The sequence below is a fragment of the Aromatoleum sp. genome (assembly GCF_036675785.1).
In the GTDB taxonomy this organism is placed as follows: domain Bacteria; phylum Pseudomonadota; class Gammaproteobacteria; order Burkholderiales; family Rhodocyclaceae; genus Aromatoleum.
This window is the reverse complement of sequence record NZ_JAKFEF010000010.1, coordinates 83,685-95,940: the sequence shown is the minus strand read 5'-3', so window position 1 is coordinate 95,940 and position 12,256 is coordinate 83,685. Positions and strand designations below refer to the sequence as shown.

The window sequence follows — 12,256 nt, the reverse complement described above, 5'->3', positions numbered from 1 at the left end:
GGAATTCGCAAGCGATCCGGCAGCCACGCGTAGGTCGGGGTGAGCGCAGCGAAGCCCGACGCGGAGCCGAGCCCCGCCCCGGCGCCTACAGCAGTACCCGCTCGATGCCGCCGCTGTTCGCGCGCTGCACGTAGTCCGGCATCCAGTTGTCGCCGAGCACGTGCTTCGCGATCTCGACCACGATGTAGTCGGCGTCGACGCCGCCCGCGTCGTTCGCATAGCGCGACAGCCCCTGCAGGCACGACGGGCACGAGGTCAAGATCTTCACCGCATCGCCGGAGCCGTTTCGCAGCGCCGCGGCGCCTTTCTCGATCTCCTGTTGCTTGCGGAAGCGTACCTGCGTCGAGATGTCCGGTCGGCCGACCGCGAGCGTGCCCGACTCGCCGCAGCAGCGGTCGCTGAGGTCGACGCGCGTGCCCATCAGTTCGTTCGCGACCTTGATGCCCGGATGCGTCTTCATCGGCGTGTGGCACGGCTCGTGGTACAGGTACTTCGTGCCGGTCACGCCGTCGAGCGCGACGCCCTTTTCCATCAGGTACTCGTGGATATCGAGCAGCCGGCAACCGGGGAAGATCTGCTCGAACTGGTACTTCTGCAGCTGGTCCATGCAGGTGCCGCAGGACACGATCACCGTCTTGATGTCGAGGTAGTTGAGCGTGTTCGCGACGCGGTGGAACAGCACGCGGTTGTCGGTCGTGATCTTCTGGCCCTTGTCGTCCTCGCCGGCCGAGGTCTGCGGATAGCCGCAGCACAGATACCCGGGCGGCAGCACGGTCGTCGCGCCGACCTGGTACAGCATCGCCTGCGTCGCGAGGCCGACCTGGCTGAAGAGCCGTTCCGAGCCGCAGCCGGGGAAGTAGAACACCGCCTCCGAGTCGTCGCGCCTGAGCTGCGGGTTGCGGATCACCGGGATCACCGCGTTGTCCTCGATGTCGAGCAGCGCGCGGCTCGTGCGCTTGGGAAGGTTGCCGGGCATCGGCTTGTTGATGAAGTGGAGCACCTGCGCGCGCAGCGGCGCCTTGCCGAGCGTCGCCGGCGGCGCCTTGACCTGCGCCTGCACGAGGCCGAGCGATTTCGCGGTCTGGTGCGCGAAGCGCTGCGCCTTGTAGCCCCAGCCGATCATCCCGGTGCGGATCAGCTTGATCGTCGCCGGGTCCTTCGCGGTCAGGAAGGCCATCGCCGCGGCCTTGCCCGGGTTGAACGACTTCTTGCCCTGCTTCCTGAGGAAGTTGCGCATCTTGATCGACACGTCGCCGAAGTCGATGTCGACCGGGCACGGCTTTTCGCACTTGTGGCAGACGGTGCAGTGATCGGCGACGTCCTCGAACTCGGCCCAGTGCGCGAGCGACACGCCGCGCCGCGTCTGCTCCTCGTACAGCAGCGCCTCGACGAGCAGCGACGTGCTGAGGATCTTGTTGCGCGGGCTGTACAGCAGGTTCGCGCGCGGCACGTGCGTCGAGCACACCGGCTTGCACTTGCCGCAGCGCAGGCAGTCCTTGATGTCGTGCGCGATGTCGCCGATCTCGGTCTGCTCCATGATCAGCGACTCGTGGCCCATCAGGTTGAAGCTCGGCGTGTAGGCGTTGTCGAGGCTGCCCTTGGTCGTGCCGTCGCGCATCAGCTTGCCGCGGTTGAAGCGGCCTTCCGGGTCGACCTTGCGCTTGTACGCCCAGAACGCCGCCATCTCGTCGTCGGTCAGGTAGTCGAGCTTCGTGATGCCAATGCCGTGCTCGCCGGAGATCACGCCGTCGAGCGCGCGCGCGAGTGCCATGATGCGGTCGACCGCGCGGTTCGCGGTCTGCAGCATCTCGTAGTGGTCGGAGTTGACCGGGATGTTGGTGTGCACGTTGCCGTCGCCGGCGTGCATGTGCAGCGCAACGAAGACGCGGCCGCGCAGCACTTCCTTGTGCACTTCTTCGATGCGCGCGAGCACCGGACGGAATACGACGCCGTCGAAGATCTTGTCGAGGCGGGGCTTCAGCTCGGTCTTCCACGACGTCCGCACCGAGTAGTCCTGCAGCCGGTGAAAGAGCGTCGGGTCGGCCGCGCGGTTCGTCAGCTCCCCGGCCTGGATGCCGTAGTCTGCGAACTGCGCCTCGGCCGCGCCGAGCGGCAGGTCGAGATTGTCGAGCAGCCACTGCCAGCGGCGCCGCACGGTCGCGACGTAGTCGAGCGCCGCCTGGCGCCGGTCGCCGATCAGCTCGTCGGCGGCGAGGTTCGCGTCGCCCAGGTCGAGCGGCAGCTCGCCCTGCAGGAACTCGGTCAGCGCGTCGCACAGCGCGAGCTTGTTCTGCGTCGACAGTTCGATATTGATCCGCTCGATGCCGTCGCAGTAGTCGCCCATGCGCGGCAGCGGGATCACGACGTCCTCGTTCACCTTGAACGCGTTCGTGTGGCGCGAGATTGCCGCGGTGCGCGAACGGTCGAGCCAGAAGCGCTTGCGCTGCTCCGGGCTCACTGCGATGAAGCCTTCGGCGCCGCGTACGTTGCACAGGCGCACGACCTCCGACGCTGCGGTCATCACCGCCGCCTCATCAAAGCCGACGATGTCGCCGATCAGCACCATCTTCGGCCGGCCGTGGCGCTTCGCCTTCGTCGTGTAGCCGACCGCGTTCACATAGCGCTCGTCGAGATGTTCGAGGCCGGCGAGCTGCACGCCGAGGCGCTCGCCTTCCGAGCCGGGCTTGAACCAGTCGGTGATCTCGACGATTGCCGGCACCGCTTCGCGCACCTGGCCGAAGAATTCGAGGCACACGGTGCGCGTGACCGGCGGCATCCTGTGCAGCACCCAGCGCGCCGCGACGATCAGGCCGTCGGTGCCTTCCTTCTGCACGCCCGGCACGCCGCCGAGGAACTTGTCGGTGACGTCCTTGCCGAGTCCGGCCTTGCGACAGGACGCGCCGGGAAGGCTCAGCGTTTCCTCGGCGATCAGCCGGTAGTGCTTCGGCTCGAAGCGGCGCAGCCGGAAATGCACGACTTCCTGCTCGTGGATCTTGCCGAAGTTGTGGTCGAGGCGCTCGACTTCGAGCCAGTCGCCGTCCGGCGTGACCATCTTCCACCACGCGAGGTTGTCGAGCGCCGTGCCCCACAGCACCGCCTTCTTGCCGCCGGCGTTCATCGCGATGTTGCCGCCGATGCACGACGCCGACGCCGACGTCGGGTCGACCGCGAACACGCGCCCGGCCGCGGCGGCGGCTTCAGCGACGCGCTCGGTGACGACGCCGGCGCCGGTGCGGATCGTCGCGTACGGCGTGCCGACCGCCCCGGTGAGGCCGGGCAGCGTCAGCTCCTCGACCGGGCCGAGGTCGATCAGCTTTTCGGTGTTGATGACGACCGAGCGCGCGTCGAGCGGGATCGCGCCGCCGGTGTAACCGGTGCCGCCGCCGCGCGGAATGATCGTCAGGCCGAGCTCGATGCAGTGCTTCACGAGCGGCGCGATCTCCTCCTCGGTGTCCGGGTAGAGGACGACGAAGGGGTATTCGACGCGCCAGTCGGTCGCGTCGGTGACGTGCGAAACGCGCGCGTGGCCGTCGAAGCAGATGTTGTCGCGCCGCGTGTGGCGCGCGAGCGTGCGCAGCACCTGCTTGCGCAGCGCGCCGGTGTCGTTGAAGAGCTGCGCGAAGCGGTCGATCGCGGCGTGCGCGGCCTCGATGAGCCGGGCGACCTTCTCGTTGCGCTCGGGATCCTGCGTCGCGCTTTCCTCGCGCCGCTTCTCGACTTCGCGCAGGCGGTGATGCAGCGCGTCGATCAGCGCGCTGCGGCGCTCGGGATTGTCGAGCAGGTCGTCCTGCAGGTACGGATTGCGCTGCACGACCCAGATGTCGCCGAGCACTTCGTACAGCATCCGCGCCGAGCGCCCGGTGACCCGTTCGCCGCGCAGCGTGTCGAGCGCCTGCCAGGCCTCGTCGCCGAGCAGGCGGATGACGATCTCGCGATCCGAGAACGACGTGTAGTTGTAGGGAATCTCGCGCAGGCGTTGGGTCATGAGAGGTTCCGGTACCGGACGGCGGGGAAGCCGTAAATTGTAACTTACCGCGCTGCAAAACGCGGCCGAATTAAGCCCTTCGAGAGTGTAGGGGCTTGATTTGCAAGCGGGTTATGCCATCGTCCGGCAGGGCGGCCGTAACGCGGCGCGCTCGCCGGCCGGGACGACTAGAGCGCCCTTCAAAGGACGGCGGCGGCGACGAGGGCGTAGCGCGCGAATTTGCCGGCCGCCATCCACAGCACGCACGGGAGCCACGGCAGGCGCAGCCACCCCGCAGCCGCGCACAGCGCGTCGCCGACGACCGGCGCCCACGACAGCAGCAGCACCGGCGCGCCGTGATGCCGCACCCACGCGAGCCGGGTCGTGTCGGCCTTCTGCGGCAGCCGCCGTGCGAGTGCCCAGGTCGTCATGCCGCCGAGCGTGTTGCCGAGCGTCGCGAGGGTCAGCGCGGCGGCGAGCTCTTCGGGGCGCAGCGCGAGCACGCCGGCCAGCACGATCTCCGATCCGCCCGGCAGCAGCGTCGCGGCGAGAAAGCTCGACGCGAACAAGGCCCCGAGTCCGGCGTCCGGGCCGGGATCGAGCAGCGACAGGAAACTCATCGCGCGGACAGCGTCGAGCGCGCGCCGCGAACGCCGGGCGGACGTGGCGCGAGCGAGGGGAGTGGCCGGAGGACGGACGGCCGCCGCTTGCGGTGCGCGGGCGACACCGGGATGGACATCGCCACCGCTAGAGGAGCTCGAAAAACACGAGATCGCGTTCGATTTCGTTTGCAGGAAAGCCGCAGCCGAGACGGCCGGCGCCGCCCAGCGGCCACTCCGCGCGCTTGACGCAGTGTTCGCCGCCGCCCGCGTCGGCCACGTAGGTGCCGTTCGTGCTCCGGTCGATCAGCACGAAGCCCTGCGGACGCCGCTCGATGCGCGCATGGTGGCGCGACGCGCGCGCGTCGACGATGACGACGTCGTTGCCGAGTTCCCGCCCGAGGAGCACGACGGGCCGGCTTTCCTCGACGTACAACACCTCGTGTAGATGGCGCAGGCGCAGGCGCAGCGGCGCGCGGGCGACGTCCGGCGCGGGCGCCAGGGCAGCGGGTTCGCGCTGGAGCGGAAACACGGGCCATTCGATCCCGTCGAACGCCTGCTCGCGGATCGCCGAGGCGCCGGCGAAGCGCCGCGCTGCGGCGGACAGCTGCAACACCGCGGGGCCGCTCGCGAGCAACTGGCCGGGCCGCGCAGCCGTCGCGATGCGGGTCGCGGCGGCGTCGACGGGACCGGCCGCCGCGTCCCGCCCGTAATGGATTCCGACGCGGATCGTCAGTCGCAGGCCGCGCTGGGGCGGCAGGTCCTCGACGCGGGCGAGCATGTCGACGCTCGCGAGCACCGCCGGGTCGCAGCGCGGGAAGGTCGCCGACAGGCGGCCGTCGCCGCGGCGGATCACGCTGCCGCCGTTCGCCGCGACCGCCCGTTCGACGCGATGCAGGCACCGATCGATCGCGTGCTTCGCCTCGTCGACGCCGAGCGCGTCGACGAGGATGTCCCGGCCGGAGACGTCGGCGACGAGAGCGCAGGTTTCGGCGGGCGCGCTCATCTCCCGGTCAGCCGCGACGACGCAGCGTGCCCGGGCGCAGCACCGCTGCCGCGGCGAAGGCCGGCATCGCAGCGGGGTTCGCCGGGCGGCCCGGCCGCCGCGGGCCGCCGTCTAGTCTTCGCACGTCGAGCCGCCGGCGATGCGGATCGCGCCGAGGCCGGACGGCAGTTCGGGCCGGTCGAACGCGATGTCGCCTTCGGCGACTTCGGTGTCGCGCGTCAGGCCCCGGAAGTCGAACAGCGACGTGTCGGCGAGATGCGACGGCACGATCTGGCCGAGCGCGGTCGCGATCGATTCGATGCGCCCCGGGTGCTCGCGCGCCCAGGTCTGCAGCATCGCCTTGATCTGCTTGCGCTGTGCGTTCTCGAGCGAGCCGCAGAGGTTGCACGGGATGATCGGGAAGTCCATCGCGCGTGCGAAGCGCGTGATCTCGGCCTCGGTGCAATACGCGAGCGGCCGGATCACGACGTGCTCGCCGTTGTCGCTGACGAGCTTCGGCGGCATCGCCTTGATCTTGCCGCCGAAGAACAGATTCAGGAACAGCGTCTCGATCATGTCGTCGCGGTGGTGGCCGAGCGCGATGCGCGTCGCGCCGATCTCCTTCGCGACGCGGTAGATGATGCCGCGCCGCAGCCGCGAGCACAGCGAACAGGTCGTCTTGCCCTCGGGGATCTTGTCCTTGACGATCGAATAGGTGTCCTCGGTGACGATGCGGTACTCGACGCCGATCGACTCGAAGTACGCTGGCAGCACGTCGGCCGGGAAGCCCGGCTGCTTCTGGTCGAGGTTCATCGCGACGATGCGGAAGTCGACCGGCGCGCGCTCGCGCAGCGCGAGCAAGCACGAGAGCAGCGTGTGCGAGTCCTTGCCGCCGGACACGCAGACCATCACGGTGTCGCCGTCGCCGATCATGTTGAAGTCGGCAATCGCCTTGCCGACGCCGCGTTCGAGCTTCTTCTTAAGGCGCAGGAAGGTGTTGGAAAAGCGGTTGTCGGCCGCGTCGGCGACGGCGGGGCTCGCCGCAGCGGCGGAAAGGGTAGTCACGGGAAGCATCCTGCTGGAAAAATCGAGGCGAATTATACCTTTAAGTGCGAATGCGCCGGGTTTGCGACGCTCACAGATGCGCGCTGCGTCCGCCGTCGACGGCGATGATCTGGCCGGTCACGTACGGGGCGTCGAAAAGCAGGAAGCGGACCGTGCGCGCGATGTCCGCGGGCGAGCCGACGCGCCCGAGCAGTGTGTGGGCGACGATCTCGTCGCGCTCGTGCGGCGCGAACTGACCATCCGCGGGCCACTCGATCGCGCCCGGCGAGACGCCGTTCACCCGCACTTCCGGCGCGAGCTCGAGCGCCAGCGCGCGCGTGAGCCCGAGCAGTCCGGCCTTCGCCGCGCAGTACAGCGGATAGTGGCGCAGCGGCCGCTCGGCGTGGATGTCGATGATGTTGACGATCGCGCCGCGGCATTCGCGCAGGCTCGGCGCAGCGGCCTGCGACAGGAACAGCGGACCTTTCAGGTTCGAGCCGACGAGGTCGCTCCATGCCGCCGCATCGATGCTGCCGACCGGCGTCGCGAAGAAGCTCGACGCGTTGTTGACGACGGCGCCGAGGCGGCCATGGCGTTCGAGCACTGCCGCGACGATCGCTTCCGGCACGCCGTCGTCCTTGAGATCTCCGCCGACAGTCGTCGCCGAGCCGGGCCGCAGCGCATCGAGCGTGCCGGCGAGGGCCTCTGCTTCCGCGGCCGAGCGGCGGTAGTGCAGCACGACGGTCGCGCCGGCCCGATGCAGCACGCGCGCGATCTCGGCGCCGACGCGCCGGGCGGCGCCGGTGATCAGGATGACGGGAGGCAGCGAGTGTTCGCTCATCGTTCGGGATGTCCTTGTGTGGTCTCCTGCGCAGCGACGCGCGAAAAACACCGCAAGGCGGGCGGAGCGGGGCGCTGCGAACCGTTGGGAGGGGCGCAGGTAGAATACGCGCTTTGTCGCCGGATGCCGCCGATGTCGCTGCCTGAACCTTCACCCGATGCGCTCGAACAGAGCGGCCGCCTCGTTCGCGCGATCCGCGCCGCGATCGCGCACGCGGGCGGCTGGATTCCGTTTTCGCGCTACATGGAGCTCGCGCTGTACTCGCCCGGGCTCGGGTATTACAGCGGCGGTGCAAGAAAGTTCGGCCCCGGCGGCGACTTCATCACCGCGCCCGAACTCACGCCGCTGTTCGGCCAGGCGCTCGCGGCGCAGGTCGAGCAGGTGATGCGCGCGTCGGTGCCGGCAGTGATCGAGGCGGGCGCCGGCACCGGCCTGCTCGCGGCCGATCTCCTGCTCGAACTCGAGCGGCGGCACTGTGTCCCGGACAGCTACGCGATCCTCGAGCTGTCGGGCGAACTGCGCGAGCGGCAGTTCGACACCCTCGCGGAAAAGGTGCCGCATCTCGCAAGCCGCGTGCGCTGGCTCGACGCGTTGCCGGAGCGCTTCTCGGGCGCGCTCGTCGCGAACGAGGTCCTCGACGTGATGCCGGCGCACCTCGTCGTGTCGCGGCCGGAAGGATTGTTCGAGCGCGGCGTCGCCGTCGATGACGCGGGCACGTTGCGCTGGGCGGATTCGCCGGCCGACGGGGTGATCGCCGCTGCGGCCCACGCGCTCGACCTGCCGCGGCCGGAAAGCGGCGAATACGTCAGCGAGCTGAACCTCGCCGCCCGCGCGTGGGTTGCCGAGTGGGCGCAGCGCCTCGAACGCGGCGCGCTGCTGCTCGTCGATTACGGCTATCCGCGCGCCGAGTACTACCTGCCGTCGCGCTCGAACGGCACGCTGCTGTGCTACTACCGGCACCAGGCGCACGGCGATCCGTTCCTGTGGCCGGGGTTGAACGACATCACCGCGTTCGTCGATTTCACGTCGGTCGCCGAAGCGGCCTTCGACGCCGGGCTCGATGTGCTCGGCTACGCGAACCAGGCCGCCTTCCTGTTCAATTGCGGCATCCTCGACGCACTCGCGCGCCGCGGACCGCAGGAGAGCGCCGATTACATCCGCGCCGCGCGCGCGGTGCAGCGGCTCACCACGCCGCAGGAGATGGGCGAGCTGTTCAAAGTGCTGGCGCTGGGCAAGAACCTGCGCGAACCCCTGCTCGGCTTCTCGCGATGCGACCGCCTGCACACGCTGTAACCGGACGTCCAGCGCGGACCGCAGCCGCCGGTCCGCGCTTCGGACGTCCCGCGGCCGTTCATTCCTGGTAGCGGTAGACCGCTTTCAGGAAGCTCTCGGCGTCGAGCGGCGGGAGCGGCTTTTCCTGGCGCCCATGGTCGATTTCCGCGGCCCGCAACGCGGGTTCCGGCTGCGGGGGCAGCCAGCTCGCATTGAGCACTTCGTCGTCGTACTCCTCCGGTTCGACGAGTTCTTTGCCGCTATTCATGTCCATGATCGTTGTCATGATGGCCTCTGCGGAGTTCTCTCGTGTTCAGGGATGACCGGTTCCGGCGTCAGCCTTTCCTCCTCGATGGCCGACGGCAGGTTCCGGTCGCTTGGAGTTCCGCCGCGGCTGCTTGTTCGGCGGACCCGTGGACCGAAAAACGGCGCCACGCTCCCATCATGGAACGGAATCATTTCGGTTTCTAGTGCAAAGTCAGGCGAGCTGTATCGCAAGCCACGCGGCGATGCGTTCGGCGACCGGGCGCCACCCGCGTTCGAGCATGAGGCCGTGGCCGAGCTCGGGCAGCACTTCGTAGGGCAGGCCATACGCGGCGCCGGTCATCGCGACCTGCGCCGGCGGAATCAGGTGATCGTGCTGCGCGCCGAGGATCAGCATCGGCGGGCGATACATGCGCCCGGGCTGCGGCAGGTTGAAGAGCGTCATGTCCCAGATCGCTCGGTGCGATTCGGGCTGGCACAACTGGAAATAGCGCGCGAGCCTCGCGTCGTCGATCGGCTGATGGAACAGCGCCTCGCGCAGGCTCGAGGGATGCGGGCGGCCCCCATTCAGCATCCGGTCGAGGTCGCTGAGCAGGTTCGGCTTCGTGATCATCAGGCCCAGCGCCGAGCCCATCAACCCTTGCGGCGGCACCGAGCACAGCAGCACCGCGGCTTCGGCGTCCGCGCGCTCGAGGTACTTCTGCACGACCATCCCGCCCATCGAATGCCCGATCAGCACTGGGCGCGCCGGCAGCGCGTCGACGACTTCGGCGACGTCCTTGACGTAGTCGTCGATCGAGTAGGAGTCCAGGTGCGCGCGGTTGCGGCTGCGGCCGTGGCCCGACAGCGACAGCGCGTAGCAGTCGTAGCCGGCGTCGGCGAAGTACGGCAGGAAATGCTCGTCCCAGCACCAGGCCGCGGTATAGGCGCCGTGAATGAACACCAGCGGCGCCGGATGCCTCGGGCCGCTCGCGGGGCTGCGTGCAATGACTTCCAGTTCGCCAAAATGACGGACGTTCATCGCAGCCCCTCCGTGCCGGAAGCAATGTCGCGGAAGGGGGGCGCGTTGCCGCGGGCGGGCAGGAACCGGTCGGGAAAAATGTTCATCTGCGTCCTCGGTCGGGTGAGGCGTCGGCCGTGTTGCGGGGGCAGCCGTCGGCGGGTCTAATGCCCGTTCTTCGGGAGATCGATGTGTTCAAGTGGCTGGTCGTCGTTGCAGTGATCGTCGTCGTCTCCGGCCTGATGAGCCCCGGGCTCGCGCGCCGGCTGCGCCTGGGCCGTCTGCCCGGCGACGTTCGCTTCACGGTGCGCGGGCGCGTGTTCCACTTTCCGTTCACGACGACGATCCTCTTCACGCTGGTTGCGTGGGCGGCCCTGCGCATCTTCTGAACCGGGCGCGGTCAGGGCGGGGCCGGATCGGCCGGCCAGCGCTTTCACCGCCGCGACCCGGGCTTCGTGGATCCGCTGCGGGATTTCCGCCTTGTCCAAGCAGCCATGCGCGATCGCGCCGGCGTCGATCGTACGGACCGCGCCGAGCGCTTCCTGCCAGATCGAGGCCTGGACGTACTCGCGCGCGTCCTTGCCGGGGCGCCCGTGGAAATCGCAGGTCGCGGCGTCGAGCAGCTGTGCGAAGCGTTCCGGCCGGCGCAGCGCGTCGGTCCGTTCCAGGACCTTCACGATCGTCGCCGCGCGCAGCTGCGCCGCCCGGTGCAGGATGCCGTGCTCGCGCGCGAGCAGGACCGCCAGATCGCGGCAATCGACCGGCGCTTTCAGTCGCTCCGAGACTTCGCGCGCACGCTCCGCGCTTTTCGCTTCGTGGCCGTAGTGGTGCGGCAGCACGTGCGCCGGCGTGTCGCCCTTGCCGAGGTCGTGCAGCAGGCAGGCCCAGCGCACCGCGAGGGGCTGAACGGTCGCCGCCGCATGGTCGACGACCGCCATCACGTGGGCGCCGCTGTCGACCTCGGGGTGATGCTGCGCCGGCTGCGGGACGCCGAACAGCCGGTCGACCTCGGGCAGCAGCCGGGCGAGGGCGCCGCAGTCGCGCAGCACCGCGAACATCCGCGACGGCGTCGCCTCCATCAGGCCGCGCGCGAGTTCCTGCCACACGCGCTCGGCGACGAGGTGGTCGATCTCGCCGTCATCGACCATTGCGCGCATCAGCGCGAGCGTTTCAGGTGCGACGGTGAAGCCGTCGAAGCGGGCCGAAAAGCGCGCGACGCGCAGCACGCGCACCGGATCCTCGGCGAACGCCGGGCTGACGTGGCGGAAGACGCGGCGTTCGAGATCCGCGCGGCCGCCGTAAGGGTCGATCAGCGTGCCGTCCTCGTCGCGCGCGATCGCGTTGATCGTGAGGTCGCGCCGCAGCAGGTCTTCCTCGAGCGTGACGTCGGGCGATGCGTGGACCGTGAAGCCGGTGTAGCCGCGGCCGGACTTGCGCTCGGTGCGCGCGAGCGCGTGTTCCTCGTTCGTCCGCGGGTGCAGGAACACCGGAAAATCCTTGCCGACCGGGCGGAAGCCGCGCGCGATCATCTCGTCCGGGGTTGCGCCGACGACGACCCAGTCGTGATCCTTGACCGGCAGGCCGAGAAGTTCATCGCGGACCGCGCCGCCGACGACGTAACGCCGCATCAGCCGTACAGGTCCTCGGCCGGGATCGACTCGGTCTCGGCGCGTGCCGCCGCATCCCATTCCTGCATCCACGGATGCGCGAGCATCGTCGCGAGATAGTCGCCCGCGGCACCGGCCGGTGTCACGCCGTAGGTCCGGAAGCGGAAGCAGAGCGGCGCGTACATCGCATCCGCCGCGGAGAATGCGCCGAAGAGGAAGGGGCCGGGCGCGACCGCCTTCGCGCCGAAGCGCGTGCGGCAGTCGATCCAGATCGCCTCGATGCGGACGATGTCGGCGTCGACTGCCGGCGTGCGCCCGTGGCCGGTGTAGTCCTTGCGGATGTTCATCGTCATCTGCCGGCGCAGTTCCATGAAGCCGGAATGCATTTCGGCGCTGACCGAACGCGCGATCGCGCGCGCCGCCGGATCGGTCGGCCACAGCGGGGCCTTTTCGGCGAGGTATTCGCAGATCGCGAGCGAGTCCCACACCGACAGGCCGTGGTCGATCAGGCACGGCACCTTGCCGGACGGGGAGTGCGAGAGGATGCGCTCGCGGCTGTCCGGGAGAAACAGCGGGATGCGGATCTCTTCGAACACGAGACCGCTCGCGCGCGCCGCCAGCCAGGCGCGCAGCGACCAGGAGGAGTAGTTCTTGTTGCCAATGATCAGTTTCAAGGCGTG

General features: G+C 69.2%; 10 protein-coding genes and 1 pseudogene. 2 read left to right on the top strand and 9 right to left on the bottom strand.

The genetic code is table 11. From position 1 onward, the window contains the following. Positions 1-85: 85 nt before the first annotated feature. The 5 genes from V6M37_RS02040 to V6M37_RS02020 form a co-directional block, all read right to left on the bottom strand. Positions 86-3,985 (bottom strand): FAD/FMN-binding oxidoreductase, encoded by a 3,900-nt coding sequence (locus V6M37_RS02040; protein ID WP_332670624.1) that lies wholly within the window; start codon positions 3,983-3,985, stop codon positions 86-88. Positions 3,986-4,164: 179 nt separating this feature from the next. Next, a complete protein-coding gene (locus V6M37_RS02035; protein ID WP_332670622.1) occupies positions 4,165-4,584 on the bottom strand; it encodes a YqaA family protein in 420 nt (139 codons plus the stop codon). A 127-nt stretch (positions 4,585-4,711) separates the two neighbouring features. Then, on the bottom strand, positions 4,712-5,569 hold the full coding sequence (locus V6M37_RS02030) for an FHA domain-containing protein (protein WP_332670619.1): 858 nt from the start codon (positions 5,567-5,569) through the stop codon (positions 4,712-4,714). A gap of 111 nt (positions 5,570-5,680) precedes the next feature. Beyond that, complete coding sequence (gene ttcA / locus V6M37_RS02025; protein WP_332670617.1) at positions 5,681-6,613, bottom strand: tRNA 2-thiocytidine(32) synthetase TtcA; 933 nt, start codon at positions 6,611-6,613, stop codon at positions 5,681-5,683. A gap of 70 nt (positions 6,614-6,683) precedes the next feature. Further along, positions 6,684-7,433: a pteridine reductase gene (locus V6M37_RS02020; protein WP_332670615.1), complete on the bottom strand. Its 750-nt coding sequence runs from the start codon at positions 7,431-7,433 to the stop codon at positions 6,684-6,686. A 132-nt stretch (positions 7,434-7,565) separates the two neighbouring features. On the opposite strand from V6M37_RS02020, the gene V6M37_RS02015 reads away from it, so the two are divergent. Continuing rightward, positions 7,566-8,726: a class I SAM-dependent methyltransferase gene (locus V6M37_RS02015; protein ID WP_332670613.1), complete on the top strand. Its 1,161-nt coding sequence runs from the start codon at positions 7,566-7,568 to the stop codon at positions 8,724-8,726. 58 nt (positions 8,727-8,784) lie between these two features. On the opposite strand, the gene V6M37_RS02010 is transcribed toward V6M37_RS02015, so the two are convergent. Continuing rightward, positions 8,785-8,991, bottom strand: a complete 207-nt coding sequence (locus tag V6M37_RS02010; RefSeq protein WP_332670611.1) for a hypothetical protein — start codon at positions 8,989-8,991, stop codon at positions 8,785-8,787. 192 nt (positions 8,992-9,183) lie between these two features. After that, positions 9,184-9,990 (bottom strand): alpha/beta hydrolase, encoded by an 807-nt coding sequence (locus V6M37_RS02005; protein WP_332670608.1) that lies wholly within the window; start codon positions 9,988-9,990, stop codon positions 9,184-9,186. 146 nt (positions 9,991-10,136) lie between these two features. On the opposite strand from V6M37_RS02005, the gene V6M37_RS02000 reads away from it, so the two are divergent. Next, a complete protein-coding gene (locus tag V6M37_RS02000; protein ID WP_332670690.1) occupies positions 10,137-10,358 on the top strand; it encodes a DUF2905 domain-containing protein in 222 nt (73 codons plus the stop codon). 36 nt (positions 10,359-10,394) lie between these two features. Here the strand turns inward: V6M37_RS02000 and V6M37_RS01995 are convergent. Both V6M37_RS01995 and V6M37_RS01990 read right to left on the bottom strand, forming a co-directional pair. After that, positions 10,395-11,597: pseudogene (locus tag V6M37_RS01995) on the bottom strand (multifunctional CCA addition/repair protein); the annotation flags it as partial. Continuing rightward, a complete protein-coding gene (locus tag V6M37_RS01990; protein ID WP_332670607.1) occupies positions 11,597-12,250 on the bottom strand; it encodes a glutathione S-transferase family protein in 654 nt (217 codons plus the stop codon). The gene V6M37_RS01990 and the pseudogene V6M37_RS01995, both read right to left, overlap by 1 nt. Positions 12,251-12,256 lie beyond the last annotated feature (6 nt).

What these genes read in the sequence shown, in the direction of transcription:
- V6M37_RS02040 (WP_332670624.1), bottom strand. Translation starts at nt 3,985, where the DNA reads ATGACCCAACGCCTGCGCGAGATTCCCTACAACTACACGTCGTTCTCG.
- V6M37_RS02035 (WP_332670622.1), bottom strand. Translation starts at nt 4,584, where the DNA reads ATGAGTTTCCTGTCGCTGCTCGATCCCGGCCCGGACGCCGGACTCGGG.
- V6M37_RS02030 (WP_332670619.1), bottom strand. Translation starts at nt 5,569, where the DNA reads ATGAGCGCGCCCGCCGAAACCTGCGCTCTCGTCGCCGACGTCTCCGGC.
- V6M37_RS02020 (WP_332670615.1), bottom strand. Translation starts at nt 7,433, where the DNA reads ATGAGCGAACACTCGCTGCCTCCCGTCATCCTGATCACCGGCGCCGCC.
- V6M37_RS02015 (WP_332670613.1), top strand. Translation starts at nt 7,566, where the DNA reads ATGTCGCTGCCTGAACCTTCACCCGATGCGCTCGAACAGAGCGGCCGC.
- V6M37_RS02010 (WP_332670611.1), bottom strand. Translation starts at nt 8,991, where the DNA reads ATGACAACGATCATGGACATGAATAGCGGCAAAGAACTCGTCGAACCG.
- V6M37_RS02005 (WP_332670608.1), bottom strand. Translation starts at nt 9,990, where the DNA reads ATGAACGTCCGTCATTTTGGCGAACTGGAAGTCATTGCACGCAGCCCC.
- V6M37_RS02000 (WP_332670690.1), top strand. Translation starts at nt 10,137, where the DNA reads ATGCCCGTTCTTCGGGAGATCGATGTGTTCAAGTGGCTGGTCGTCGTT.